We start from the raw sequence: 25,352 nt of genomic DNA, 5'->3' as shown, positions 1-25,352 counted from the left end.
GAGAATTGAATCAATGCCGCATATTCTGATCGTCGAAGACGAAACCATTATCCGCTCCGCCCTGCGCCGTCTGTTGGAACGCAACCAGTATCAGGTCAGCGAAGCCGGCTCAGTGCAGGAAGCCCAGGAACGCTTCAGCATCCCCACGTTCGATCTGATCGTCAGTGACCTGCGCCTGCCGGGTGCTCCGGGCACCGAACTGATCAAGCTCGGCCAGGGCACTCCGGTGCTGATCATGACCAGCTACGCCAGCCTGCGCTCAGCCGTGGACTCGATGAAGATGGGCGCGGTGGACTATATCGCCAAGCCTTTCGACCACGATGAGATGCTCCAGGCCGTGGCGCGAATCCTTCGGGATCGGCAAAGCGCCGAGAACGCAGCGCCAGATCGCCCAGCGGGCAAGGCCGGGGCGACCGCGGATAAGGCCGTTGCCGGCAACAGCAACGGTGAAATCGGCATCATCGGTTCCTGTCCGCCCATGCAGGACATGTACAGCAAGATCCGCAAGGTCGCGCCGACAGACTCCAATGTCCTGATCCAGGGCGAATCAGGCACCGGCAAAGAGCTGGTGGCCCGGGCGCTGCACAACCTGTCCAAGCGCGCCAAGGCGCCGATGATCTCGGTGAACTGCGCTGCCATCCCGGAAACCCTGATCGAATCCGAACTGTTCGGCCACGAGAAAGGCGCCTTCACCGGCGCCAGTGCCGGTCGTGCCGGCCTGGTGGAAGCGGCAGACGGCGGCACCCTCTTCCTTGACGAAATCGGCGAGCTGCCGTTGGAAGCCCAGGCCCGCCTGCTGCGCGTCCTGCAGGAAGGCGAGATCCGCCGGGTAGGTTCGGTGCAGTCGCAAAAAGTCGACGTGCGCCTGATAGCAGCGACTCACCGCGACCTGAAGAGCCTGTCGAAAATCGGCCAGTTCCGTGAAGACCTGTACTACCGCCTGCACGTGATCGCCTTGAAACTGCCAGCCCTGCGCGAGCGGGGGGCCGACGTCAATGAAATCGCCAACGCCTTCCTGGCTCGACAGAGTGCGCGCATCGGTCGTTCGGACCTGAGGTTCGCCGCCGACGCCGAACAGGCGATCCGTCATTACTCCTGGCCGGGGAACGTGCGTGAGCTGGAGAACGCGGTCGAGCGTGCGGTGATCTTGTGCGAAAGCCCGGAGATCTCAGCTGACCTGCTGGGCATCGATATCGAATTGAGCGACCTGGAAGACGACGACTTCGTCGGCCTGGCGCCACAACCGGGTAACACCAGCCACGAACCTACGGAAGACCTGTCCCTGGAGGACTACTTCCAGCATTTCGTTCTTGAGCACCAGGACCACATGACCGAGACCGAGCTGGCACGCAAGCTTGGGGTCAGCCGCAAATGCCTGTGGGAGCGGCGCCAGCGTCTGGGCATCCCGCGCCGCAAGAGCGGGGTCGCCAGCGAAAGCTGAACCGAGGCTGTCGAATGTGCGGGTGACATTCGACAAAATGCAAAAAACTGTTACCCACATCATTGGACGTAACAAAAGCCGGGGCTAAAGGTAACGAAGCCCCGGTTTTTTTTCGTCTGAATAACAGTGCCAGAGGCTCCTAACCCCTTGTTTTACTGGGGATCGCAAAAGTTGGCACGGCACCTGCTATATGTTTGGTACAAGAACAATAACAAGCAATGCACAAGACAATAAAAATAAGACGAATCGACTCACGCACAATAAAAACAACACGGCGGAGGCGCAGCTAACTGATTCTTTTGGAGAGGCGTTGTATTTGGGGCTTGCCCCACAACCAGGCCGAGAACAACAAAAACTGCCCTAAGGCAGAGCCTGAACTGGTTGGATCGAAAGGTCATTGCAACTCAGCGATCAAAGCAATCCGTTTGCTCTTGGCTCCCGATTGGGAGCGTCACACTGGGTAAACCAGGTGACGAGGGCGATCAACAAAAACAAGAAGCCCAAAACCAATAATAAAAATAGAGCACGCAACTATTCTGGGGGAGCTTCGGCTCCCCTTGTGGTTTGTGCAATTCGTATTCCCCCCCCGACGCAACCCTCGCCGCCCCAGTAACACGCGGTTTTGGCCAGACCTACACAAGTCGCGGCAGCTTCCTACACCATCCTTCGACTAAATGCTAGAATCCCGGCCCATCATGCGGTCATTCTTCGTTTTGGCCGAACATTCCTTCAAACAGTGCATCCCATGCTGAAGAAGCTGTTCCAGTCATTCCGTTCTCCCTTGCGTCGTACGCAACACCAACGCAGCACCCCTGAAGTGCTCAATAGCAGCCAACATTCGCTGCAACGTGCCCAATTCAGCCGGTATGCGGTGAATATCGTCGAGCGCCTGCAGAACGCCGGCTACCAGGCTTACCTGGTGGGTGGCTGCGTGCGCGACATGCTGCTCAACATCACCCCCAAGGACTTCGACGTCGCCACCAGTGCCACACCGGAACAGGTCAAGGCCGAGTTTCGTAACGCGCGGATCATTGGCCGTCGTTTCAAGTTGGTGCACATTCACTTCGGTCGCGAAATCATCGAGGTCGCGACCTTCCGCGCCAACCACCCGCAGAACGACGACGAGGAGGACAGCAACCAATCCTCCCGCAACGAAAGCGGGCGAATCCTGCGTGACAACGTCTACGGCACCCTGGAAGAAGACGCGCAACGCCGTGACTTCACCATCAATGCCCTGTACTACGATCCGGTCAGCGAGCGCATCCTCGACTACGCCAATGGCGTACACGACATTCGCAACAACCTGATCCGCCTGATCGGCGATCCTCGCCAGCGCTACCAGGAAGACCCGGTGCGGATGCTGCGGGCCGTGCGCTTCGCGGCAAAACTGAACTTCGGTATCGAAAAGCACACCGCGACGCCGATCCGTGAACTGGCGCCCATGCTGCGGGAGATCCCCTCGGCGCGCCTGTTCGAGGAAGTGCTCAAGCTGTTCCTCTCCGGCTACGCTGCCGACACCTTCGAAATGCTGGTGGACCTGCAACTGTTCGATCCGTTGTTCCCGGCCAGCGCCGAAGCCCTGGAATACAACCCGACCTACACCCACACGCTGATCAGTGAAGCCCTGATCAACACCGACTTGCGGATCAAGCAGAACAAGCCGGTGACCCCGGCCTTCCTGTTCGCCGCCCTGCTCTGGCCGGCCCTGCCGGCACGGGTGCTGCGCCTGCAGGAACGTGGCATGCCGCCGATCCCGGCCATGCAGGAAGCGGCTCACGAGCTGATCGCCGAACAGTGCCAGCGCATTGCCATTCCCAAGCGCTTCACCATGCCGATCCGCGAGATCTGGGATATGCAAGAGCGCTTGCCGCGCCGCAGCGGCAAGCGCGCCGACCTGCTACTGGATAACCCGCGTTTCCGTGCCGGCTACGACTTCCTGCTGCTGCGGGAAAGCGCCGGTGAGCAGACCGATGGCCTGGGTGAATGGTGGACCGATTACCAGGACGCCAACGATGCCGAACGTCGGGACATGATCCGCGAACTGAGCGGCAAGGAAGATGCCAGCGGTGCCCCTCGCAAACGCCGGCGCAGCAGCGGCGCCAAGCGCAAGCGTGCCGGCGGCTCCAACGCTTCGGGCGAATAGTGGATGGAACGTATCTACATCGGCATGGGCAGCAACCTGGCTGCCCCTGAAGAGCAACTGCGCAGCGCCGTCGAGGCCCTGGCGCAGTTGCCCGACAGCCAACTGCGCGGCGTCTCGGCCTTCTATCAAAGCGACTCCCTGCTTCCGGGCCAACCGCGCTACACCAATGCCGTGGCGGCGCTGGACAGCAACCTCGAACCCCTGGCGCTGCTCGATGCCCTGCAAGCGATTGAAAACCAGCAGGGGCGCGAGCGCAACGAGCGCTGGGGGCCACGCACCCTGGACCTGGACATCCTCCTGTTCGGTGACCGTCTGCTCGACGAACCCCGTCTCAAGGTGCCTCATTACCACATGCACGCCCGCCCCTTTGTCCTCTATCCCCTGGCGGAACTGGCCCCTGCCGAGTTGCGGCTGGCCGATGGGCGCAGCCTCAAGGCACTGCTCGACGCTTGCCCATTTGTCGGCCTGGAACGCCTGGCCTGAGGGCTGAAACGGATCAGTAACGGCGGTAACACTCGCGGCGTAACAAGGCGGTAACACATCTAATTGACTTCCCGAGTCCTCATCACGACTATAGGCGTCCCGTTGCCGCCATCCCGGCGTTAAAGGGCGCAATTCAAGCGAGGCTTGTTCGCGGCGACCCCAGGAAACGTTAGGCCAAGGCGCTTATGCAACGGCGGTGGCACCCGCTGGTACAGAGCACCTTCTGGGCACAGAATGATGTGCGCAAGAGCGCCAAGACGAGTCCCGGCCGCACTTTCAAATCGCTTGGAACCAGGCTGTATAAGCACGACAAAAGACCGTGCGCCTGAAAAACGAAGAATCACGCGCGTTACTCGCAGTAGTTTCCAAAGCGCCTGAAATGAGGACCCCTTTTCATGCCAGACATCACTCTGACCACCCTGCAAAGCCTCAAGCAGAAAGGTGAAAAAATCACCATGCTGACCTGCTATGACGCGACCTTCGCCCACACCTGCTGTGAGGCCGGTGTCGAAGTCCTGCTGGTAGGCGACTCCCTGGGCATGGTGTTGCAAGGGCACGACAGCACCCTGCCCGTCAGCAACGCCGACATGGCCTATCACGTCGCAGCGGTCAAACGCGGCAACAACGGGGCACTGATCCTCGCCGACCTGCCTTTCATGTCCTACGCCACCCCCGAACAGGCGCTGAGCAGTTCCGCCCAGCTGATGCAGGCCGGCGCGCACATGGTCAAGATCGAAGGCGCGGCCTGGCTGGCCGAATCGGTACGCCTGCTGAACGAACGCGGTGTTCCGGTGTGCGTGCACATGGGGCTGACGCCACAGACCGTGAATGTCCTGGGCGGCTACAAGGTCCAGGGGCGCAACGAGAGCCAGGCGCGGCAGATGCGTGCCGACGCCATTGCCCTGGAGCAGGCCGGTGCGGCCATGTTGCTGCTGGAATGCGTGCCCAGCGAGCTGGCGGCGGAAATCACCCAGGCGGTGAAGATCCCGGTGATCGGCATCGGTGCCGGCAGCGCCACCGACGGCCAGGTGCTGGTGCTCCACGACATGCTGGGCCTGTCCCTCAGCGGTCGCTCGCCCAAGTTCGTGAAAAACTTCATGGCCGGCCAAGACAGCATCCAGGCGGCCTTGAGCGCCTACGTCGCAGAAGTCAAAGCCGTTACCTTTCCAGGCGCCGAACACGGGTTCTCCGCATGAATACAGTTAAAACCGTGCGCGAATTGCGCGCAGCGGTCGCTCGCGCCCGCAGCGACGGCAAGCGGATCGGCTTCGTGCCCACCATGGGCAACCTGCACAGCGGCCACGCCGCGCTAGTGGCCAAGGCCGCTCAGCGCGTGGATTTCGTGGTGGCCAGCATCTTCGTCAACCCGCTGCAATTCGGCGCCGGCGAAGACCTGGACAAGTACCCGCGGACCCTGGCTGCCGATCAGGAAAAACTGCTCGACGCCGGCTGCCATCTGTTGTTCGCCCCCAGCGTCGAAGAAATGTATCCCGACGGCATGGCCGGACAGACCCGGGTCAGCGTGCCGCAACTGTCCGAGGGCCTGTGCGGTGCCAGCCGTCCCGGCCATTTCGAGGGCGTGGCCACGGTGGTCAGCAAGCTGTTCAACATGGTCCAGCCCGATCTGGCGGTATTCGGCCAGAAGGACTACCAGCAACTGGCCGTCATTCGCGCCCTGGTGCATGACCTGAACATGCCAATCCAGATCATCGGTGAACCGACCGTACGCGCCGATGACGGCCTGGCGCTGTCCTCGCGCAACGGTTACCTGAGCCCGGAACAGCGTGCCATCGCCCCGGCGCTGTACCGGAGCCTGCAGCAGATTGCCCAGGCCATCCGCGGTGGCGAACGCGATTATCCGAAGCTGCTGGCCGAGCAACAGCAGCAACTGGAAGACGCCGGCCTGCGCCGGGACTACCTGGAAATCCGTCACGCGAAAAACCTGCGTCCCGCCACCGCCGAAGACCGCGATCTGGTGATTCTGGTCGCAGCCTATCTGGGCTCCACCCGTCTGATCGACAACCTGCATCTGGACCTCGATACACCGGCATAAGCACCTGATTGCCCGAACCCCAACCTTCGGGCAAACTGCCGCCGGCTGGGGCCTGCAGCCAATACTGCAAGCCCCGTTCGAGGACCCGACCGAGGAATGTCCATGCATGCCATCTTGCCCAAGGTGCAACCGAGCGGCTCAAGCTTCAACCGCCCCGGTTGCGGATACTCCCCCGGTGATGCACTGGACCTTGCCAGAACCGGGCTCCCGGCCCAGGCCAGCCGATTCACCCCCTATTATTCCCACTGAAAACCCCTTTGCCGCCCTGATTGGCTGCGCAAGTACAAAATAGTACCGGCCACAAGTCGGACAAAGCCAAGACAGAACAGCACGCCGGGGTTACTGTTATCGCCCTGGGTGATTAATCGAATCAGCACAGGGCTGAGCGAACGAGGTCCTCGGGACCATGCAGGACGTTCCAGGCTTTTCAGTGTCCAAAAGGCAGTTCAAGCAAAAGGAAAACCGCAGCGATGGCGTACTACCGCACTCCTCACGACGTTACCGCTCTGCCCGCCTGGCAAGCGTTGAAAGACCACCGCCAAGCCATGCAGGATTTCAGCATGCGCGAGGCGTTCAATGCCGATCCACAGCGCTTCAGCCAATTCACCCTGAGCAGCTGCGGACTGTTTCTCGATTACTCGAAGAACCTGATCACCAGCCAGACCCGCGACCTGCTGGTGAACCTGGCCAAGGAAGTCGGCCTGGCCGATGCCATCAAGTCCATGCTCACCGGCGAGCTGGTCAACGCCTCAGAAGGCCGTCCGGCCCTGCACACCGCGCTGCGCCGTCCGGTTGGCGACAAGCTGTCGGTGAACGGCGTCAACGTGATGCCGGAAGTGCACAAGGTACTGAACCAGATCACCGAGCTGGTGGGGCGCATCCACGACGGCCTGTGGCGCGGCTACACCGAGAAGCCCATCACCGACGTGGTGAACATCGGCATCGGCGGCTCCTTCCTCGGACCGGAACTGGTATCCGAAGCCCTGCTGTCCTACGCCCAGAAAGGCGTGCGCTGCCACTACCTGGCGAACATCGACGGTAGTGAGTTCCATGAGCTTTCGGCGAAGATCCGCGCGGAAACCACGCTGTTCATTGTGTCCTCCAAGTCCTTCAATACCCTCGAAACCCTGAAGAACGCCCAAGCAGCGCGGGCCTGGTATCTGGCGCAAGGCGGCTCCGAAGCCGAACTGCATCGCCACTTCATCGCCGTGTCGAGCAACAACGCCGCCGCGGTGGCCTTCGGGATTCGCGAAGAGAACATCTTCCCGATGTGGGATTGGGTCGGCGGGCGCTACTCGCTGTGGTCCGCCATCGGCCTACCGATCGCCCTGGCCATCGGCATGTCCAACTTCAAGGAACTGCTGTCCGGTGCCTACACCATGGACCAGCATTTCCAGAGCGCGCCGTTCGAACAGAACATGCCGGTGCTGCTGGCCCTGCTGGGGGTGTGGTACGGCAACTTCTGGGGCGCGCAAAGCCACGCGATCCTGCCGTACGACCACTACCTGCGCAACATCACCAAGCACCTGCAGCAGTTGGACATGGAGTCCAACGGCAAGAGCGTGCGCCAGGACGGCACGCCGGTGGCCACCGACACGGGCCCGGTGATCTGGGGCGGCGTCGGTTGCAACGGCCAGCACGCCTATCACCAGTTGCTGCACCAGGGCACCCAGCTGATTCCGGCCGACTTCATCGTGCCGATCGTCAGCTTCAACCCGGTGGCCGACCACCATCAATGGCTGTACGCCAACTGCCTGTCCCAGAGCCAGGCACTGATGCTGGGCAAGACCCGCGCCGAAGCCGAGAGCGAATTGCGCGATAAGGGCCTGAGCGAAGCCGACGTGGCCAGGCTGGCGCCGCACAAAGTCATCCCCGGCAACCGCCCGAGCAACACCCTGGTGGTCGAGCGCATCAGCCCGCGGCGCCTGGGCGCCCTGGTGGCACTGTACGAACACAAGGTCTTCGTGCAAAGCGTGGTCTGGGGCATCAACGCCTTCGACCAGTGGGGCGTAGAGCTCGGCAAGGAGCTGGGCAAAGGCGTCTACAACCGCCTGGTCGGCAGCGATGAAACCCTGGCCGACGACGCCTCGACCCAAGGCCTGATCAACTACTTCCGCGGTCGTCACCGCGGCTGATCAGCCTTTCCTGCCCCGGGAGCCGCCACGCCGGCTCCCGTCCGGGCCCCTCTTGAACCTTCCTGACACTTGTGCGCAACCTTATGACTTGTCGCAAAACAAGAATAAGGAACCGTCATGTTCGATATCAGCACTTTTCCCAAAGCCGATGCCGTCCGCCGGGCGGCACAAATGAGTCAGGACGACTACCAGCACCTCTACCGTCAATCCATAGAACATCCGGACCAGTTCTGGGCCGAGCAGGCCAAGCGCTTCCTGCACTGGAGCAGCCCGTGGGACAGCGTGCACAGGCATGACATGCGCACCGGCGAGGCCAGTTGGTTCAGCGGCGGCCAGCTCAACGTCAGCTACAACTGCATCGATCGTCATCTGGAAAAACGCGGCGATCAGGCCGCCATCATCTGGGAAGGCGACAACCCCGCCGACTCCAAGCGCATCACCTACAAAGCACTTCACGGGCATGTCTGCCGCCTGGCCAACGTGCTGAAAAGCCGCGGCGTGAAGAAAGGCGACCGGGTGTGCATCTACATGCCGATGATTCCCGAAGTAGCCTACGCCATGCTTGCCTGCACCCGGATCGGCGCCGTGCATTCGGTGGTGTTCGGCGGCTTCTCACCGGAGGCTCTGCGCGACCGGATTCTCAATGCCGACTGCCGCACCGTGATCACCGCCGATGAAGGCGTGCGTGGCGGCAAATGGGTCCCGCTGAAGAACAACGTCGACAAGGCCCTGCTCAGTTGCCCCGATGTCAGCAGCGTGGTGGTGGTCGAACGCACCGGCAGCTCGGTGAACTGGGTAGAAGGTCGCGACATCCACTACGAACAGGCCGTGGCCGCGGCCAGCGACCAGTGCCCCGCCGAACCGATGGACGCCGAAGATCCGCTGTTCATCCTCTACACCTCCGGCAGCACCGGCAAACCCAAGGGCGTGCTGCACACCACCGGCGGCTATCTGCTGCAGGCGGCCATGACCTTCAAGTACGTGCTGGACTACCGTGATGGCGAGATCTTCTGGTGCACCGCCGACGTCGGCTGGGTCACCGGCCACAGCTACATCCTCTATGGCCCCCTGGCCAACGGCGCGACCACGCTGATCTTCGAAGGCGTACCCAACTACCCCAGCACCTCGCGTTTCTGGGAGGTGGTGGACAAGCACCAGGTCAACATCTTCTACACCGCCCCCACCGCCTTGCGAGCGCTGATGCGCGAAGGCAGCGACCCCGTGCAGCGCACCTCCCGCAGCAGCCTGCGGCTCTTGGGCAGCGTCGGCGAGCCGATCAACCCGGAAGCCTGGGAGTGGTATTTCAATGTTGTGGGCGAGCAGCGCTGCCCGATTGTCGATACCTGGTGGCAGACCGAGACCGGCGGCATCATGCTCAGCCCCCTGGTCAGCGCCCGACAGGTCAAACCCGGCTGCGCCTCGACCCCGATGTTCGGCGTACAACCGGTGCTGCTGGACGACCAGGGCAAGGAGATCCAGGGCGTCGGCAGCGGCATCCTGGCGATCAAGGCCAGCTGGCCGGCGCAGATCCGCGGCGTCTACGGCGATCCCAAGCGCATGGTCGAAACCTACTTCGCGCCTTACCCCGGCTACTACTTCACCGGCGACGGCGCCCGGCGCGACGAGGATGGCAGCTACTGGATCACCGGACGCATCGACGACGTGATCAACGTCTCCGGGCACCGCATCGGCACCGCCGAAGTGGAAAGCGCGCTGGTGCTCCACGACAGCATCGCCGAGGCCGCCGTGGTCGGTTACCCCCACGACCTCAAGGGCCAGGGGATCTACGCCTTCGTCACGCCCATGCAGGGTGTCGAACCCAGCGAGGAACTGAAGAAGGAACTGCTGGCCCTGGTCAGCCGCGAGATCGGCAGCTTTGCCAAACCGGAGCTGATCCAGTGGGCCCCGGCCCTGCCGAAAACTCGCTCGGGCAAGATCATGCGGCGTATCCTGCGCAAGATCGCCTGCAACGAGCTGGACACCCTGGGCGACACTTCGACCCTGGCGGACCCCAGCGTGGTGGAAGGCCTGATCGACAAGCGCCTGAACGCTTGAGACCGGCGCGGCCAAGGCCGCGCCCTTTTTTCACTCTCCGCACCGAGCTGTCATGGAATTCATTCGCAGCCGTATCGAAAGCCAGGTCATGAGCCTGTCCGGCCTCTCGCTGGGCCAACTGGATCTGGAAAACCCCAAGGGCGACCCCGGCCTGTTCGGGCCGGGATCGGTCAGTTGGCAGGTGCACGCCGACTTCAGCAGCATGCTGATCGGCGGCATCAGCGCCCTGTTGTTGCAGGCCCTGCATCCCCTGGCCCTGGCCGGAGTCTGGGACCATTCGAATTTTCGCCAGGACATGATTGGTCGTCTGCGCCGCACCGGGCAGTTCATTTCCGGCACCACCTTTGGCTCCCGTCAGGACGCCGAGTGGCTGATCGACAAAGTGCGCAGCATCCACCTGCACATCGTCGGCACCGCCCCGGATGGCCGCCCTTATGCCGCCAGCGATCCGGACCTGCTGACCTGGGTGCATGTGGCGGAAGTCAGCAGTTTTCTCGCCGCGCACCTGCGCTACCTCAACCCTCGCCTGTCCGGGGCTGACCAGGATCGCTACTACGACGAGATCGCCCTGATTGCCGAACGCCTCGGAGCCCGGGACGTGCCCCGCTCACGGCGGGCAGTCGCCGATTACCTGCAAGCCATGCGTCCACAGCTGCTGTGCGACGAGCGCAGCCACGAAGTGCTGCGTCTGCTCCAGGCCGCCCCCGCCCCCAGCCGACTGGCCAAGCCCTTTGGCTCACTGATGATGCAGGCCGGTATCGACCTGTTGCCGGACTGGGCCAGCGCCATGCTCAAGGTCAATCAGAACCCACTGCAGCGCCAGTTGATTCGCGCCAGTGTCAAACGCAGTACGCCGATGCTGCGCTGGGCGGTGCGCGACAGTTCGGTGCACCGGGCAAAACGGCGCATGGGCCTGTAGAAACACGACCGCTCAAGCACAACCCGACCGGCCGGTTCGCGATTGGCCGGTCCCAGGGCTTGTGTGCAACCATGATTTCCCCAATTTCAGGCGCCTGCGCCGGTCGCTCCACGAGCCCGCACCTTCACGGGCCCCTCCCCCCCTAACCAGAGGATTCGAGCATGCAAGAGGTTGTCATCGTTGCCGCCACCCGTACCGCCGTGGGCAGTTTCCAGGGCTCCCTGGCGGGCATTCCCGCCGTTGACCTGGGCGCCGCGGTGATCCGCCAGCTGCTGGCCCAGACCGGCATCGACCCGGCCCAGGTCGACGAAGTGATCATGGGCCAGGTGCTCACCGCCGGCGCCGGGCAGAACCCCGCACGCCAGGCCGCGATCAAGGCCGGCCTGCCCCACGCCGTGCCTGCCATGACCCTGAACAAGGTCTGCGGCTCCGGCCTCAAGGCCCTGCACCTGGCCGCCCAGGCCATCCGCTGCGGCGATGCCGAGGTGATGATCGCCGGCGGCCAGGAAAACATGAGCCTGTCCAACTACGTGCTGCCCGGCGCCCGCACCGGTCTGCGCATGGGCCATAGCCCGATGATCGATACCATGATCAGCGACGGCCTGTGGGACGCCTTCAACGACTACCACATGGGCATCACCGCCGAGAACCTGGTGGACAAATACGCCATCAGCCGTGAAGCCCAGGACGCCTTCGCCGCCGCGTCCCAGCAAAAAGCCGTGGCCGCCATCGAGGCCGGGCGTTTTGTCGACGAGATCACCCCGATCCTGATTCCCCAGCGCAAGGGCGAGCCGCTGAGTTTCGCCACCGACGAACAACCGCGCCCCGGCACCACCGCCGAGGCCCTGGCCAAGCTCAAGCCGGCGTTCAAGAAAGACGGCACGGTGACCGCCGGCAACGCCTCCTCGCTGAACGACGGCGCCGCCGCGGTCATGCTGATGAGCGCCAGCAAGGCCCGGGCCCTGGGCCTGCCGGTACTGGCCCGGATCGCCGCCTACGCCAACGCCGGGGTCGACCCGGCGATCATGGGCATCGGCCCGGTGTCGGCGACCCGCCGCTGCCTGGACAAGGCCGGCTGGACCCTGGACCAGCTGGACCTGATCGAAGCCAACGAAGCCTTCGCCGCGCAATCGCTGTCGGTCGGCAAGGAGCTGGAATGGGATGCGAGCAAGGTCAACGTCAACGGCGGCGCGATTGCCATCGGCCACCCGATCGGCGCGTCGGGTTGCCGGGTGCTGGTGACCCTGCTGCATGAAATGCTCAAGCGCGATGCCAAAAAAGGCCTGGCGACCCTGTGCATCGGCGGCGGCCAGGGCGTGGCACTGGCCATCGAACGCTAACCCCGCGCCCCTCCCCCCGCCCCCTGTGGCGGGCTTGCCAGCGAAGGCGTTCGTAAGTGCGTCTTCGCCAGCAAGCCGGCTCCTACAGAAGGCGGGACGCTGGTAGACTGCGGCGCCTTACTCCTCTCCTCCAAGGCGCCCTGCATGTCTTCCTTGAATCAGGCGCTGCGCGCCGCCCTCGTTCACCGCCAGGAACTGCTCGCCGAGCTGCATCAGCAAGGCACCGACTGCTACCGTCTGTTCCATGGCAGCCAGGAAGGTGCGGGAGGCCTGGCCATCGACCGCTACGGCCCCCAACTGCTGGTGCAAAGCTTTCACCAGACGCTGGAACGCGACGACCTGCTGCAATTGCACGACACCATCAATCAGCAGCTGAACCTGTCGACCCTGCTGGTCTACAACGACCGCTCCCGAGGCAACTCGCGCATCGATCGCGAAGACAGCGTGTACCGCGCCGAAGAGCCGGCCCTGCAAGACCTGATCGGACACGAGTGGGGGCTGAATTACCGGGTCCGTGGTCGCCATGCCGGACAAGACCCATTGCTGTTTCTCGATCTGCGCAACGCCCGCGGTTGGGTCAAGCAGCACAGCGCCGGAAAGAGCGTGCTCAATCTGTTTGCCTATACCTGCGGCGTCGGCCTCAGTGCCGCAGCCGGTGGTGCCCGGGAGGTGTGCAACCTGGACTTCGCCGAAGGCAACCTGGCGGTGGGTCGGGAGAACGGCCGGCTCAACCCGCATCTGCCCGACATGCAGTTCGTGCAGTCGGACTACTTCCCGGCGATCCGCCAGTTGGCGGGCCTGCCCATCAGCCAGCGACGCGGACAGAAACTGCCTGGCTACCCCCGTCTGGAGCAACGCCAATATGACCTGGTGCTGCTGGACCCGCCGGCCTGGGCCAAGAGTGCGTTCGGCACCGTCGACCTGCTGCGCGACTACCAGAGCCTGCTGAAGCCCGCGCTGCTGGCCACGGCCGAAGACGGTGTGTTGATCTGCTGTAACAATCTGGCCAAGGTGCCGATGTCGCAATGGCGCGAGCAAGTGTTGCGCTGTGCCGAAAAGGCCGGGCGCCCGGTGCGCGATTGCCAGGTCCTGGCACCTGCCGCGGACTTCCCTTCCCATGACGGCCAGCCGCCGTTGAAAACCCTGATCCTGCAACTTTGATCGAGCGCAGGAAATCTGAATATTCCTGAAGACTGGATGGGTTTCGGAACCGTAAACGCGTGCCATACTCCAAGGCACTTCCGATTCAGATAGATGAAGCCTCGCATGACCAAAGGATTGATTCGCGCTCTTTGCGCCTTGTTGACCGCTCTCGCCCTTTACAGTCTGCTGGGCTTTCTGATTCTGCCGGGCATCGCCTTGCGGGTGGCCAATCAGCAACTGGCCAACTACGCCACGACCCCGGCCCATATCCAACGCATCGAACTCAACCCCTTCAGCCTGGAGCTGACCGTCTGGGGCCTGAACATCGGCGAGCCGGGCAAGGAGCAGGTGGCCTTCGAACGCCTCTACGCCAACCTGCAACTGGACAGCCTGTGGACCCGCGCACTGCATCTGGCAGATGTCGAGCTGGACCAGCCCAAGACCGAAATCCTCTTTGACAAGGACGGCAAGCTCAACCTCCTGGCTCTGTTCAAGCTGCCCGCCAGCGAGCCGACCCCGAGCGATCCCAACGCCAAACCGTTTCCGGTGCGCATCGAGCGCATCAAGCTGGCCGGCGGCTACCTGCACTTTCGGGACCTGCGCCCCAGCGAACCCATCGAGTTCATCTACAACAAGCTCGATTTCGAACTGAAGAACCTCAGCACCCTGCCAGACGACAGCGCCGACATGACCCTGGTCGCCACTGGTCCCGAAGGCGGACAGATCGACTGGCGCGGCAACTTCAGCGTCATCCCGCTGACGTCCCAAGGCACCCTGAAGGTCAGCGACGGCAAGATGAAAGCCTGGTGGCCCTACGTGCGCGACGCAGTGCCACTGGTCCTCGAAGACGGGGTGGTCAACCTCAGCACCCATTACACATTCAGCCTGGCCAAGGAAACAGAGCTGCTGCTGGACAACACGTCCATCAGTGTCGCGCCCTTCGCCATCAAGGCTCCGGATGGACGGCCACTGGCGCGCCTGGAGCGGCTGGAGGTGAGCGAAACCACCGTGGACCTGGCCAAGCAGCAGGTGATTGTCGGCAAGATCCGCAGCCAGAAGCTGGAAACCTGGGCCGCCCTTGAAGCCGATGGCCAGCTCGACTGGCAGAAACTGTTTGCCAGCCAACCCGCCAAGCCGGCGCCCAAGCCACAACCGGCCGCCGCCGATTCCCCCAAGGAGCCTGCACCACCCGGCAAGCCCTGGCAGGTACTGCTCAAGGACGTAGAGCTGCGCAATTACCAGGTGCACCTGGCCGACCGCAAGGCCAAGCCGGCCGTGGCCCTGGATGTGGGCCCACTGAACCTCGACCTGAAGAATTTCGACAGCCTCAACCAGTCGCCTTTCAGCCTCAAGCTCGATACCGGCCTGGGCAAGCAAGGCAAGGTCACCGCCAGCGGCGAGGTCAATCTCAACCCCATCACCGCCAAGCTCAAGGTGCAGACCAAGGACATCGACCTGCGGATCGCCCAGTCCTACATCAGCCCCTTCATTCGCCTGGAATTGCGGAGCGGCATGCTTGGCAGCGACCTGGCCGTGGACCTGAAGAAAGTCGAGCCGCTGACTTTCAGCATCACCGGCCGCGCCGAAGTGGACCAACTGCACACCCTGGACACCCTCAAGACCCGCGACTTCGTCAAGTGGAAGCAGGTGGTGGTCGAAGGCCTGAACTATCAGCACGGTGACAGCCTGAGCATCAGCCGGGTCAACCTGATGCAGCCCTATGCGCGCTTCATCATCAACGATGACCGCACCACCAATATCGACGACCTGCTGATTCCACAACCGGCAGGCGCGGGCGGAAAACCCTCGGGCAAATCCGCCCCCGGCTCCAGCAAGCCGCTGGGCATCCACATTGGTGAAATCGCCATCAATGACGGTTCGGCCAACTTCGCCGACCTAAGCCTGACGCCCAACTTCGCCACTGCCATCCAGCAACTCAACGGGCATGTCGGCACCATCGACAGCCGGCAGGCCAAACCGGCGGAAGTCGACGTCAAGGGCAAGGTCGACCGCTACGCGCCAGTGACCATCAAGGGCAGCGTCAACCCGTTCGATCCAATGGCCGCCCTGGATATCGCCACCAGTTTCAAACGGGTGGAGTTGACCACCCTGACCCCCTACTCCGGCAAGTTCGCGGGCTTCCGCATTCGCAAGGGCCGGCTCAACCTCGACCTGCACTACATGATCACCAAGGGCCAGCTCAAGGCCGAGAACAAGCTGGTGGTCGAGCAGTTGCAGTTGGGCGAGAAGGTCGACAGTCCGGATGCCGTGGACCTGCCGATCCGCCTGGCCGTAGCCTTGCTCAAGGACACCGACGGCAAGATCTCCATCGAATTGCCGATCTCCGGCGACTTGAACAACCCGCAGTTCAGCGTCATGCCGATCGTCTGGCAGACCTTGCGCAATCTGGTGCTACGCGCGGCCGAAGCGCCCTTCAAGTTCATCGGCGGCCTGATCTCCGGTGGCGGTTCGGAAGACTTGAGCAACGTTTCCTTCGCCCCCGGTTCCAGCGAGCTGAGCAAAGAGTCGGAATCGGCCCTGACCACCCTGGCCAAGGCCCTCAAGGAACGTCCGACCCTGCGCCTGGAAATCGAAGGCACCAGCGCCCAGAGCAGCGACGGTCCATTGATCGCCGAGCAGCGCCTGGAGCGGGAATACCAGTACAACTACTACAAGATCCTCCAGCGCCGCGGCGACAAGGTTCCGGCCCAGGCGTCCCTGCTGCAGGTTCCCGAAGGCGAGAAGGCACCGTTGCTGGAAGGCATCTACCGTACCCGCCTGAAGCAGCAGCCTCCGGCGGAATGGGCGCAGCTCAGCCGCGACGAACGCAGCGCCAAGCTGCGTGAAGGCCTGATCAAGTTCTGGAGCGGCAGCGACGTTCTGCTGCGCCAGCTGGGCCAGGAACGAGCCAGCAGCATCAAGGACTTCCTGGTGGACAAGGGCCAGTTGGCCGACGACCGCGTTTACTTCATCGATGCCAACCTGGGCCAGGCCGAGAGCGACGGCAAGGTGATCACGCCGCTGCATCTGGACAGCGAATAAACTGCGCCCGGCGACGCCGTCGGGTCCACAACAACCCCCCCCACAATAGAACAGGCCCCGACACGCAATGCCGGGGCCTGTAATGATCACATCCTTGTGATCTTCCGCATGAACTCATGAAAGAAGCGGCAACCGTGCCATTGGGCCCGTCTGCCGCTTCCTCTCCCTGTCCAGGCGAGAAGCTGGAGTCTTACTCGGCTTTCAGGCCGTCAGCGGAGACTGCCTTGACGCCTTTGATTTTCTTGGTGATTGCCACGGCAGTGGCTTTCTGCGCTTCGGTGATCGCGACGGTGGACGACAGCGACACCACGCCCTTGTTGGTTTCGACCTTGATGTCGGTGCCAGGAATGCCTTTCTCGGTAACCAGATCGCTTTTCACTTTGGTGGTGATCCAGGTATCGGAAGTCGCCTCTTTGGCCTTGGTCACTTCACCGGCAGCCACAACCATGGGCGACTGGGTGCCTTGAGTAGTCTGCGCAAAAGCTGCGTTAGCCATGGTCAGGGTCAGAGCGGTAGCAGTTGCAGCAGCGATAGCAAACTTCTTCATACGAATAACTCCTGTTCTTTTAGAAAGCCTGCTCCGAGTCCTGGCAGCAGGGTTACTGGGGATGTTGCAGGTGCTGTGCCAAGTCTGAAGATCATAATTATTCGTTATAAAACAATTACTTATAGAAAACTCGAAAAATCGGCAGCATGCAAAATGCACGACGGCTCGACAATCTGCATGCAAGTTGCGGTTTTTTCCCGGAGCAATCCGAGCGGCCCGCGCCGAAACGCCAGATCAGGCTTCAAGCGTCCTGCGCCATGCAGCCCTTGGGCGCATAATCGGCCTCCACCGTGGTGCTGCAGGTCCATCCGGAAGCTGCGGAGCGGGTCAGCAGCAGGGTCTTGTTCAGCACCGCTCCCGGCGCATTGAGGATGGTGCAGCCAATGCTCCCTTCACCGGAGACCGCTGTGCCACCGACGCTCATCCGGCAGTTGGAGGTCTGGGCCGAGCCTCCAATCAAGGCCATGGTCGGGTCGGTCCCCTGGTTCAGCAGGTCCTCGACATTCACCTTGAGCGCCGAGACCTCGGCCAACGCGGCAATTACCTTGGCCCGGGCCTGATACTGGGCGTACAGCGGCATCGCCACCATGGCGAGAACGCCAATGATGGCCACCACCACCAGTAATTCGATCAGGGTAAAAGCGGATTGATGTTTCATGGATGTGCCTCCTGGCAATAATGCTCTGTGGGTCGTCAGCAAGACTTGAAGCATTCCCTGTGCCAGGGCCCGACCCACGGAATCCCCGGTCTGCAGAGGTGATAGCCCTTGGCCTTGAGCGCAAGAAGTCGCACAAACTGACAAATTTCGTCAGCTCGTGACCCTGTCCGACAGGCACCCGGCAGCTAGGCTTCAACAGGTGCCGCCGGCCGGAGCGTCCCAACCGCGTTTGCGCCCAGGCCACATCCGCGGTCGCGGATCATCGATCAGCCGTTCGATGACCCTCCTGACCAGACTCCTCCACTGCCCAAGGATCGAAGCATGGCGGCAAAAGCTCCCACGACGAGTGTCTATCTCTGGCACGGCATCGACGGCCAGGGCCAGGTGATGCACGGCGAACTGAGCGCTGCCAACCCGGGACTGATCAGGGCCCGGTTGCGCAAGCAGGGCATCACCCCGACCCGGGTGCGCCGCAAGCCAAGGGCCTGGCCTCGACTGGGCCAAGGGATCAGCCCCCGGGAGATCGCCCTGTTCACTCGCCAACTGGCCACGTTGATGCAGGCCGGGGTGCCGCTGCTGCAGGCCTTCGACATCATTGCCGAAGGCTTTGAACAGCCCCTGATGCGCCAGCTGCTGGCCAGCCTCAAGCGCGAAATCGAGGCCGGTTCCAGCCTGGCGAGCGCACTGCGCCGGCATCCACGCCACTTTGATGCGCTGTACTGCAACCTGGTGGATGCCGGCGAGCAGGCCGGGGCCCTGGACACGCTGCTGGAACGTGTCGCGACCCACAAGGAAAAGAGCGAAAACCTCAAGACCCGGGTAAAGCAAGCCATGGTCTATCCGCTGGCGGTGATCGGCGTGGCAGTCGTCGTCAGCAGCATCCTGTTGCTCAAAGTGGTTCCCCAGTTCCAGAGCCTGTTCGCCGGGTTCGACGCCGAGTTGCCGCCGCTCACTCAATGGGTGATCAACCTCTCCCAGGTGCTCCAGCGCCACGGCGGACTCTTGCTCGCCGCCAGCCTGCTGGTCGGTGTCGGCCTGATCCAGGCCTATCGACGCTCGGCACGCCTGCGGGACACGGTGGATGTGGGGCTGCTGCGCTTGCCCCTGGCCGGCCCCTTGCTGCAAAAATCCGCCGTGGCGCGCTATGCCCGAACCCTGGCGACCACCTTCGCTGCCGGGGTGCCCCTGGTGCAGGCTCTGGACTCGGTGGCCGGAACCAGTGGCAATCGGGTCTTCAAGCAAGCGGTGGAGCGCATTCGCCAACAGGTGGCCAGCGGCATGCAATTGCACTTTGCCATGCGCGCCAGCGGGGTCTTCCCCGGCATGGCGGTCCAGATGACCGCCATCGGTGAAGAGTCCGGAACCCTGGACCACTTGCTGGAAAAGGTCGCGACCCACTATGAAGTCGAGGTGGACCACCTGGTGGACAGCCTGACCCGTCTCATGGAGCCGTTGATCATGGTGCTTCTGGGCAGTATCGTCGGCGCCCTGGTGGTGGCCATGTACCTGCCTGTCTTTCAACTCGGTACAGCGATCTGAACATGTCCTTGACTAAAGTCCTGACCCTCAACCCCCTGGCTTTCGTGTTGGCCGCCCTGATACTGGGGCTGCTGGTCGGCAGCTTCCTCAATGTGCTGGTGTGGCGCCTGCCGAAGATGCTCGAGCGCGACTGGCGCGCCCAGGCCCACGAAGTGCTGGGGCTGCCCCCGGAGCCGGCAGGGGCGCCCTATAACCTGCTGCTGCCCCATTCCCAGTGTCCGCATTGCACACAGCCAATCCGCCCCTGGGAGAACATTCCCCTGCTCAGCTATCTGTGCCTGCGGGGCCGTTGCCGCCATTGCAAGGCCGCCATCAGCCCCCGCTACCCGCTGACCGAGCTGGCCTGCGGGTTGATCTCGGCCTTCGTTGCCTGGCACTTCGGCTTCGGCTGGCAAGCGGGCCTGTTGCTGATCCTCAGCTGGGGGCTGATCGCCATGAGTCTGATCGATGCCGATCACCAACTGCTGCCCGACGTACTGGTGTTGCCGTTGCTGTGGCTGGGACTGATCGCCAACAGCTTCGGGCTGCTGGTCAGCCTGGGCGATGCCCTGTGGGGGGCGGTACTCGGCTACCTGAGCCTGTGGTCGGTGTTCTGGCTGTTCAAGCTGCTGACCGGCAAGGACGGCATGGGGCACGGCGACTTCAAGCTGCTGGCGATGCTGGGAGCCTGGGGCGGATGGCAGGTGCTGCCGCTGACCCTGCTCCTCTCCTCACTGGTGGGCGCCATCATCGGCACCCTCATGCTGCGCCTGAACCGGGCCAAAACCTCGACGCCGATCCCCTTTGGCCCTTTTCTGGCCATTGCCGGCTGGATTGCCTTGCTCTGGGGTGGTCAAATGACCGACTTCTATCTGCAGGCTGTCGGCTTCCAATGACTCGCTCCCCTCACACACCCTGGACTCTTGGCCTGACCGGCGGCATCGGCAGTGGCAAAAGCGCTGCCGCCCAGCATTTCATCGACCTGGGCGTGCATGTGATCGATGCCGATCACGCCGCACGCTGGGTGGTGGAACCCGGGCGCCCGGCCCTGGAACAGATTGCCCGCCACTTTGGCCAGGGCGTGCTACAGGCCGATGGCCAACTGGATCGCGCCGCGTTGCGCACGTTGATCTTCGAGATCCCCGAGCAACGGCGCTGGCTGGAAGCGCTGCTGCATCCGCTGATCGCCGAGGAGATTGCCAAGCATCTGGCCCGCGCCGAATCGCCCTATGCGATTCTGGTGTCACCGCTGTTGATCGAATCGGGCCAGTCACGGATGACCCAGCGGATCCTGGTGATCGATGTGCCGCAACAGTTGCAGATTGAACGCACCCTGCAACGGGACCGGACCAGCGAACAGCAGGTCCGGGCGATTCTCCAGGCCCAGGCCAGCCGGGAGGAGCGCCTGCGTCACGCCGACGATGTACTGGTCAACGACCGCGACCAGGCCTGGTTGCGCAGCGAAGTCGAGCGCCTGCATCACTTTTACTTAACTTTGCGTGGAGGCCAGTCATGAGCCAACCCCTGACCGTCGAATGCCCAACCTGTGGCGCCCCCGTGGAATGGACCGCGGCCAACACCAATCGGCCATTCTGTTCCGACCGTTGCAAACTGATTGACCTGGGGGCCTGGGCCGCCGAGGAACACAAGATTCCGGTGAGCCCGGATGCCGAGGACGAACTGTTCTCGGAAGAACTGCCGCCCCGCGCACACTGAGTGCTCAAGCCGACGCCGGTCAGGGCCGCATGAAACTGTAGTCCTGATCGTCGTCGAGGTTCTCCGCGAGGAACTGCAGTTCGTCTGCCAGATCCTCGATGCTGCGCACGCTCTTGCTCTGCTGCACCACCGCGCTGAGCAGCGCTCGCAGGCTCAAGCCCGGTTCAAACCCTTCCTGCTGGGCGCTGTGCAGGCTGTCGCGCACTTCCTGCCGGGCCCACTGATAGACACTCATGACCGCACTCCTGGGATTTTTGCCGAGCATGCAGCGGGGCCCCAGGCTCGGCGTTGATATGGATCAAGAGCGCGGATCCTCGTCTTTCCAGGGCGCCGAGAGGTAGCGGGTGCGATTGAAGGTTTCCAGCCATTCCGGGCAAAACACCACCAGGGCACTGATCACCATGCCGTTGATGAACGCCTCGGGAAAGATGATCAGCCACAGGTAACCGACGAAATCCTCCAGCCACTCGGGCATGGCGAAACGCTCGTCGAACCACAACAGGCCCAGCGCGCAGAGCAGGCACAGCAGCGCCGACAAGGCCGCGGCAAAGAAGCCCGAACAAAAGATATAGACGAAGGGGTTGCGCGGCTGGGCCCGTTCCACCAGCCAGGCGCAGGCTTCCGTAACCGCCACCGGCAGCAGGATCAGCAAGACCCCGTTGACCCCCAATGCCGCCAGATCCTGGCGGCCCAGGGCCAGCAGCCCCAGTTGCGCGATCAAGCCCCCCACGATCGCCAATGGCCAATCCAGCAGCAGGGTCACCGCGGTCATGCCGATGAAGTGATAGGACACGCCGGTGTCGAAGTCCCGACGCACCAGCCACAGCAGAAACAGGGCAAACACCGTACCGAACAACAGATGCTGACGGCGGCTGTCGGTGAACAGCTCGACCCACGGCGCTCGCAACACCGCCCAGGCCAGCACCGGGACATACAGGAGCCACCCGACGCTCAGGCTTTCCGGCGACAGCAGCGCCGCGCTGATCATGGCTGGATGTTCTCCAGCGCTGCCTTCAATTGCTCGACCGTGGCGAACTCGTGCCGGGACACCAGTTGGCCATCCTGCAATTGCAGCCACAGGACCTTGTCCTCGGCAGCGGGGTAACGCGAGGCCACGCGCCCTTCCCGATCGAGCATCACCCGGTAGGGATAATCACGCATGGCAGGCACCGCGAACATCTTGGCGATCAGCGCCGGCATGCGCTGGATATCCGCGACAAACACCCCATGACGCGCCTGCAGATAATCCTTGGGCTTGTCCTTGAGCGCGCCGTTCACCACCTTGGCCGCATCCATACCGCGAGCCACCAGCAGGAACCGCGCCTGGGAGTCGAGGCTGTAGGCTTGATCGAATTGATCCAGCAAGGTCCAGGGGGCCAGACGCTCACCGATTTCCAGGGCCTGGGCCCACAGAGGCAACAGGCTCAGCAACAGAATTGACCAGGGTTTCACTGCACGCTCCTAAATCGAGGGGGAGGACGGCGAACAGTCTACACCGCCCTTGGCCGGGCTCCAGCAAGCGCGCCTGCGGCCCCCTGACCAAGGTTTTTCCGGAAGCCTGCTGCTAAAGGTCATATTTGGGCGCTAAGCTTGAAGTTATGGATGACTCAGATTTTTTGCGCCTGCTTACCATCCAGGCCGAACAAGCCAACGCGTTCCTGTCCAATGCCCGCAAATGGGAGCGTGAGCGTTGGGTCTGCCAGCGCCTGCTGCAAGGCCTGAACATTCCCTATCGCAATGACGAATTCACCGCCGCCGGCCAAGAGCCGCCAGATGTGTTGTTTCGCGAGGCCAGCTTCGAGGTGTTTTTCGTCCTCGATGAGGGCCGCCGTCTCAACGACGAATGGCGCGATGAACTGCAGCGGCGGCGCAGTGCGTTTTCCCTGAGCCAGCTGGTGCGCCGCGAAGCCAAGCCCAAACGCATCCCGGCCAACGAACTGTTGCTGCGCCTGGGGCCAACCCTGCGCAAGAAAGCTCACAACTACAAGGAACGCGGGATGAACCTCGGCGAGCTGGACATCATTGCCTTCGCCGCCCTGAAGCGTGAGGTGCTGGATCTGAACAGCCACTTCCCGCCGCCCACCGAATACCTGCGCCAGGGCTGGCGCTCACTGTCCCTGGTGGGGCCGACCTTCGCCCGGGTGCTGTTTGCCCATCCCGACGCACCGGAGTTCCTGCGCAGCAATCTGGGGCGCAGCATCCTCTTCGACGTCGGCATCAGTTTGTAACGGTCGTCAATCCGCCATGCGTGGGCATGGCGCATTACCCCCCGGCAATGGTAAAAAAGCGTCCTGCCTGCCAACGCCGGGACCTCGTCATCGCCCCCCGCACGGCAGCGGCTATGCTCGACTCATGCCCGATTGCATCGCGCTGTAACATTCCCCTGTGTTGCGACGTCTACCTGACGAGGCCCTTTATGAGCAGCCGCCTGAACCCCGACGACCAACGCCATGTCGAAGAATATCTGCAACTGCCCCAGCACCGAGTCGAGCGCCGGCCCTTCCGGCCGTGGACGCTCCTCGTGGTGGTGGTTGCCGTGACCGTCGCCCTCGGCCTGTTGAGCCGTTTTATCAGTTACCTGACGCTATGAGCCGCTTCGCGCTCGCTCGGTTGACTGCACCGATTTCTTTTAGCCTTGCGAGATATCCCCATGACTCATCGTATTGTCATCGTTGGCGGCGGCGCCGGCGGCCTGGAGTTGGCGACCCGCCTGGGTAAGACTCTGGGCAAGCGCGGCACCGCCAGTGTGATGCTGGTGGACGCCAACCTGACCCATATCTGGAAACCCCTGCTGCACGAAGTGGCCGCCGGCTCGCTGAACTCCTCCGAAGACGAACTCAACTACGTCGCCCAAGCCAAATGGAACCACTTCGAGTTCCAGCTGGGGCGCATGAGCGGGCTCGATCGTCAAAGCAAGAGAATCCAGCTGGCGGCAACCTATGACGAAGCCGGCGTGGAACTGCTGCCAGCCCGGGAACTGGGCTACGACACCCTGGTGATTGCCGTGGGCAGCACCACCAACGACTTCGGCACCCAGGGCGCGGCCCAGCATTGCCTGTTCCTCGACACCCGCAAGCAGGCCGAACGCTTCCACCAGCAGTTGCTCAACCACTATCTGCGGGCTCACGCCGGGCAGACCGATGCCGTGGAGCAGATCAGCGTGGCCATCGTCGGCGCCGGAGCCACCGGCGTGGAACTGGCCGCCGAACTGCATAACGCGGCCCATGAGCTGGCGGCCTATGGCCTGGATCGTATCCAGCCGGAGAACATGCACATCACCCTGATCGAAGCCGGACCACGGGTACTCCCGGCCCTGCCCGAGCGCATCAGCGGCCCGGTGCACAAGACCCTGGAGAAACTCGGGGTCAAGGTTCTGACCAATGCCGCGGTCAGCGAAGTGACCGCCGAGAGCCTGATCACCGCCGACGGCCAGACCATTCCCGCCAGCCTCAAGGTCTGGGCGGCAGGCATTCGCGCGCCGGGTTTTCTCAAGGACATCGACGGCCTGGAAACCAACCGCATCAACCAGCTTCAGGTCCTGCCCACCTTGCAGACCACCCGCGACGAGAACATCTTCGCCTTCGGTGACTGCGCCGCCTGCCCGCAACCGGGCAGCGACCGCAACGTGCCGCCCAGGGCCCAGGCTGCGCACCAGCAAGCGTCCTTGCTGGCCAAGTCGCTGAAGCTGCGCATCGAAGGCAAGGACCTGCCGACCTACAAGTACACCGACTACGGCTCGCTGATCTCGCTGTCACGCTTCTCGGCGGTGGGCAACCTGATGGGCAATCTCACCGGCAGTGTGATGCTCGAAGGCTGGCTGGCGCGGATGTTCTACATCTCGCTGTACCGCATGCATCAGATGGCGTTGTACGGAGTCTTCCGCACGGCGATGCTGATGCTCGGCAGCCGCATCGGACGCGGCACCGACCCACGCTTGAAGCTGCACTGAGTCCCCGCGTGTCCCTGGCCCCCCGCTACGCAATGTAGCGGGGGGCCAGTCTTCGATGCTGCTCGCCCGGATCGCCAGCGCCCTGGCTCCTGGGGCAGCGCGCGGTCAAAACAGCGCTTGCAGCCAACCCGGGGTCGGTACTGCACATGCCCGCTACTGCGCGATCTGCTGCAATGCTGTGTCTCGGCCCACCCGAGTGTGGCGCCACGC

Annotated in this window: 23 protein-coding genes; 18 read left to right on the top strand and 5 right to left on the bottom strand. The window is 63.0% G+C overall.

Translation table 11 applies throughout. The annotated features are described in order from the left end of the window. Nucleotides 1–13 precede the first annotated feature (13 nt). From L1O02_RS04750 to L1O02_RS04700, 11 genes are all read left to right on the top strand, one after another. A complete protein-coding gene (locus L1O02_RS04750; protein WP_060844656.1) occupies nucleotides 14–1,441 on the top strand; it encodes a sigma-54 dependent transcriptional regulator in 1,428 nt (475 codons plus the stop codon). 745 nt (nucleotides 1,442–2,186) lie between these two features. Continuing rightward, nucleotides 2,187–3,584 carry a polynucleotide adenylyltransferase PcnB gene (locus L1O02_RS04745; protein WP_060841127.1) on the top strand — a complete coding sequence of 466 codons (1,398 nt, stop codon included), beginning with the start codon at nucleotides 2,187–2,189 and terminating at the stop codon, nucleotides 3,582–3,584. Nucleotides 3,585–3,587: 3 nt separating this feature from the next. Then, complete coding sequence (gene folK / locus L1O02_RS04740; protein WP_060841128.1) at nucleotides 3,588–4,067, top strand: 2-amino-4-hydroxy-6-hydroxymethyldihydropteridine diphosphokinase; 480 nt, start codon at nucleotides 3,588–3,590, stop codon at nucleotides 4,065–4,067. Between the two features lie 395 nt (nucleotides 4,068–4,462). Next, on the top strand, nucleotides 4,463–5,263 hold the full coding sequence (panB, locus tag L1O02_RS04735; protein WP_060841129.1) for a 3-methyl-2-oxobutanoate hydroxymethyltransferase: 801 nt from the start codon (nucleotides 4,463–4,465) through the stop codon (nucleotides 5,261–5,263). After that, the gene (gene panC / locus L1O02_RS04730; protein WP_129406806.1) at nucleotides 5,260–6,120 is read left to right on the top strand and encodes a pantoate--beta-alanine ligase; all 861 of its coding nucleotides are present in this window, start codon (nucleotides 5,260–5,262) and stop codon (nucleotides 6,118–6,120) included. The genes panB and panC overlap by 4 nt, the downstream gene beginning before the upstream one ends. A gap of 470 nt (nucleotides 6,121–6,590) precedes the next feature. Then, nucleotides 6,591–8,255 (top strand): glucose-6-phosphate isomerase, encoded by a 1,665-nt coding sequence (gene pgi, locus L1O02_RS04725; protein ID WP_060841131.1) that lies wholly within the window; start codon nucleotides 6,591–6,593, stop codon nucleotides 8,253–8,255. Between the two features lie 117 nt (nucleotides 8,256–8,372). After that, nucleotides 8,373–10,310, top strand: a complete 1,938-nt coding sequence (gene acs / locus L1O02_RS04720) for an acetate--CoA ligase (RefSeq protein ID WP_129406805.1) — start codon at nucleotides 8,373–8,375, stop codon at nucleotides 10,308–10,310. A gap of 52 nt (nucleotides 10,311–10,362) precedes the next feature. Next, nucleotides 10,363–11,229 (top strand): oxygenase MpaB family protein, encoded by an 867-nt coding sequence (locus L1O02_RS04715; protein WP_108546548.1) that lies wholly within the window; start codon nucleotides 10,363–10,365, stop codon nucleotides 11,227–11,229. A gap of 161 nt (nucleotides 11,230–11,390) precedes the next feature. Further along, nucleotides 11,391–12,569, top strand: a complete 1,179-nt coding sequence (locus tag L1O02_RS04710) for an acetyl-CoA C-acetyltransferase (RefSeq protein WP_235759627.1) — start codon at nucleotides 11,391–11,393, stop codon at nucleotides 12,567–12,569. Nucleotides 12,570–12,713: 144 nt separating this feature from the next. After that, complete coding sequence (locus L1O02_RS04705) at nucleotides 12,714–13,730, top strand: class I SAM-dependent methyltransferase (protein ID WP_060841135.1); 1,017 nt, start codon at nucleotides 12,714–12,716, stop codon at nucleotides 13,728–13,730. 105 nt (nucleotides 13,731–13,835) lie between these two features. Continuing rightward, entirely contained in the window at nucleotides 13,836–16,754 is a 2,919-nt protein-coding gene (locus L1O02_RS04700) for a DUF748 domain-containing protein (RefSeq protein ID WP_060844662.1), read from the top strand. A gap of 190 nt (nucleotides 16,755–16,944) precedes the next feature. Here L1O02_RS04700 and L1O02_RS04695 read toward each other — a convergent pair whose 3' ends face one another. Continuing rightward, nucleotides 16,945–17,301: a BON domain-containing protein gene (locus L1O02_RS04695; protein ID WP_060841137.1), complete on the bottom strand. Its 357-nt coding sequence runs from the start codon at nucleotides 17,299–17,301 to the stop codon at nucleotides 16,945–16,947. A 241-nt stretch (nucleotides 17,302–17,542) separates the two neighbouring features. Continuing rightward, nucleotides 17,543–17,959, bottom strand: coding sequence for a pilin (locus L1O02_RS04690; protein WP_235759625.1), 417 nt, complete (start codon nucleotides 17,957–17,959; stop codon nucleotides 17,543–17,545). A 321-nt stretch (nucleotides 17,960–18,280) separates the two neighbouring features. On the opposite strand from L1O02_RS04690, the gene L1O02_RS04685 reads away from it, so the two are divergent. The 4 genes from L1O02_RS04685 to yacG are packed head-to-tail and all read left to right on the top strand — an operon-like array spanning nucleotide 18,281 to nucleotide 21,193. After that, a complete protein-coding gene (locus tag L1O02_RS04685) occupies nucleotides 18,281–19,498 on the top strand; it encodes a type II secretion system F family protein (protein ID WP_235759623.1) in 1,218 nt (405 codons plus the stop codon). A gap of 2 nt (nucleotides 19,499–19,500) precedes the next feature. Next, nucleotides 19,501–20,373, top strand: a complete 873-nt coding sequence (locus tag L1O02_RS04680) for an A24 family peptidase (RefSeq protein ID WP_235759621.1) — start codon at nucleotides 19,501–19,503, stop codon at nucleotides 20,371–20,373. Then, nucleotides 20,370–20,993, top strand: coding sequence for a dephospho-CoA kinase (gene coaE / locus L1O02_RS04675; protein ID WP_060841141.1), 624 nt, complete (start codon nucleotides 20,370–20,372; stop codon nucleotides 20,991–20,993). Before L1O02_RS04680 ends, coaE begins: the two co-directional genes overlap by 4 nt. Then, nucleotides 20,990–21,193, top strand: coding sequence for a DNA gyrase inhibitor YacG (gene yacG, locus L1O02_RS04670; RefSeq protein ID WP_060841142.1), 204 nt, complete (start codon nucleotides 20,990–20,992; stop codon nucleotides 21,191–21,193). The genes coaE and yacG overlap by 4 nt, the downstream gene beginning before the upstream one ends. A 19-nt stretch (nucleotides 21,194–21,212) precedes the next feature. Here yacG and L1O02_RS04665 read toward each other — a convergent pair whose 3' ends face one another. From L1O02_RS04665 to L1O02_RS04655, 3 genes are all read right to left on the bottom strand, one after another. Beyond that, a complete protein-coding gene (locus L1O02_RS04665; RefSeq protein ID WP_016968161.1) occupies nucleotides 21,213–21,428 on the bottom strand; it encodes a hypothetical protein in 216 nt (71 codons plus the stop codon). Between the two features lie 63 nt (nucleotides 21,429–21,491). After that, the gene (locus tag L1O02_RS04660; RefSeq protein ID WP_235759619.1) at nucleotides 21,492–22,181 is read right to left on the bottom strand and encodes an energy-coupling factor ABC transporter permease; all 690 of its coding nucleotides are present in this window, start codon (nucleotides 22,179–22,181) and stop codon (nucleotides 21,492–21,494) included. Continuing rightward, on the bottom strand, nucleotides 22,178–22,645 hold the full coding sequence (locus L1O02_RS04655; RefSeq protein ID WP_235759617.1) for an FAD/FMN-containing dehydrogenase: 468 nt from the start codon (nucleotides 22,643–22,645) through the stop codon (nucleotides 22,178–22,180). The genes L1O02_RS04660 and L1O02_RS04655 overlap by 4 nt, the downstream gene beginning before the upstream one ends. 146 nt (nucleotides 22,646–22,791) lie before the next feature. Here L1O02_RS04655 and L1O02_RS04650 point away from each other — a divergent pair, with 146 nt between their 5' ends. From L1O02_RS04650 to L1O02_RS04640, 3 genes are all read left to right on the top strand, one after another. Next, on the top strand, nucleotides 22,792–23,421 hold the full coding sequence (locus L1O02_RS04650; RefSeq protein ID WP_060841144.1) for a DUF1780 domain-containing protein: 630 nt from the start codon (nucleotides 22,792–22,794) through the stop codon (nucleotides 23,419–23,421). Between the two features lie 188 nt (nucleotides 23,422–23,609). Then, complete coding sequence (locus L1O02_RS04645) at nucleotides 23,610–23,783, top strand: DUF3094 family protein (RefSeq protein ID WP_060841145.1); 174 nt, start codon at nucleotides 23,610–23,612, stop codon at nucleotides 23,781–23,783. Between the two features lie 60 nt (nucleotides 23,784–23,843). Next, nucleotides 23,844–25,142: an NAD(P)/FAD-dependent oxidoreductase gene (locus L1O02_RS04640; protein ID WP_060841146.1), complete on the top strand. Its 1,299-nt coding sequence runs from the start codon at nucleotides 23,844–23,846 to the stop codon at nucleotides 25,140–25,142. Nucleotides 25,143–25,352: the final 210 nt, after the last annotated feature.

This window comes from Pseudomonas sp. BC42, from assembly GCF_021560055.1.
In the GTDB taxonomy this organism is placed as follows: domain Bacteria; phylum Pseudomonadota; class Gammaproteobacteria; order Pseudomonadales; family Pseudomonadaceae; genus Aquipseudomonas.
This window is presented reverse-complemented; position numbering and strand designations above follow the sequence as displayed.

Excerpts from the sequence above, each read along its gene's own strand:
- L1O02_RS04750 (WP_060844656.1), top strand. The coding sequence starts at position 14 with ATGCCGCATATTCTGATCGTCGAAGACGAAACCATTATCCGCTCCGCC.
- L1O02_RS04745 (WP_060841127.1), top strand. The coding sequence starts at position 2,187 with ATGCTGAAGAAGCTGTTCCAGTCATTCCGTTCTCCCTTGCGTCGTACG.
- folK (WP_060841128.1), top strand. The coding sequence starts at position 3,588 with ATGGAACGTATCTACATCGGCATGGGCAGCAACCTGGCTGCCCCTGAA.
- panB (WP_060841129.1), top strand. The coding sequence starts at position 4,463 with ATGCCAGACATCACTCTGACCACCCTGCAAAGCCTCAAGCAGAAAGGT.
- panC (WP_129406806.1), top strand. The coding sequence starts at position 5,260 with ATGAATACAGTTAAAACCGTGCGCGAATTGCGCGCAGCGGTCGCTCGC.
- pgi (WP_060841131.1), top strand. The coding sequence starts at position 6,591 with ATGGCGTACTACCGCACTCCTCACGACGTTACCGCTCTGCCCGCCTGG.
- acs (WP_129406805.1), top strand. The coding sequence starts at position 8,373 with ATGTTCGATATCAGCACTTTTCCCAAAGCCGATGCCGTCCGCCGGGCG.
- L1O02_RS04715 (WP_108546548.1), top strand. The coding sequence starts at position 10,363 with ATGGAATTCATTCGCAGCCGTATCGAAAGCCAGGTCATGAGCCTGTCC.
- L1O02_RS04710 (WP_235759627.1), top strand. The coding sequence starts at position 11,391 with ATGCAAGAGGTTGTCATCGTTGCCGCCACCCGTACCGCCGTGGGCAGT.
- L1O02_RS04705 (WP_060841135.1), top strand. The coding sequence starts at position 12,714 with ATGTCTTCCTTGAATCAGGCGCTGCGCGCCGCCCTCGTTCACCGCCAG.
- L1O02_RS04700 (WP_060844662.1), top strand. The coding sequence starts at position 13,836 with ATGACCAAAGGATTGATTCGCGCTCTTTGCGCCTTGTTGACCGCTCTC.
- L1O02_RS04695 (WP_060841137.1), bottom strand. The coding sequence starts at position 17,301 with ATGAAGAAGTTTGCTATCGCTGCTGCAACTGCTACCGCTCTGACCCTG.
- L1O02_RS04690 (WP_235759625.1), bottom strand. The coding sequence starts at position 17,959 with ATGAAACATCAATCCGCTTTTACCCTGATCGAATTACTGGTGGTGGTG.
- L1O02_RS04685 (WP_235759623.1), top strand. The coding sequence starts at position 18,281 with ATGGCGGCAAAAGCTCCCACGACGAGTGTCTATCTCTGGCACGGCATC.
- L1O02_RS04680 (WP_235759621.1), top strand. The coding sequence starts at position 19,501 with ATGTCCTTGACTAAAGTCCTGACCCTCAACCCCCTGGCTTTCGTGTTG.
- coaE (WP_060841141.1), top strand. The coding sequence starts at position 20,370 with ATGACTCGCTCCCCTCACACACCCTGGACTCTTGGCCTGACCGGCGGC.
- yacG (WP_060841142.1), top strand. The coding sequence starts at position 20,990 with ATGAGCCAACCCCTGACCGTCGAATGCCCAACCTGTGGCGCCCCCGTG.
- L1O02_RS04665 (WP_016968161.1), bottom strand. The coding sequence starts at position 21,428 with ATGAGTGTCTATCAGTGGGCCCGGCAGGAAGTGCGCGACAGCCTGCAC.
- L1O02_RS04660 (WP_235759619.1), bottom strand. The coding sequence starts at position 22,181 with ATGATCAGCGCGGCGCTGCTGTCGCCGGAAAGCCTGAGCGTCGGGTGG.
- L1O02_RS04650 (WP_060841144.1), top strand. The coding sequence starts at position 22,792 with ATGGATGACTCAGATTTTTTGCGCCTGCTTACCATCCAGGCCGAACAA.
- L1O02_RS04645 (WP_060841145.1), top strand. The coding sequence starts at position 23,610 with ATGAGCAGCCGCCTGAACCCCGACGACCAACGCCATGTCGAAGAATAT.
- L1O02_RS04640 (WP_060841146.1), top strand. The coding sequence starts at position 23,844 with ATGACTCATCGTATTGTCATCGTTGGCGGCGGCGCCGGCGGCCTGGAG.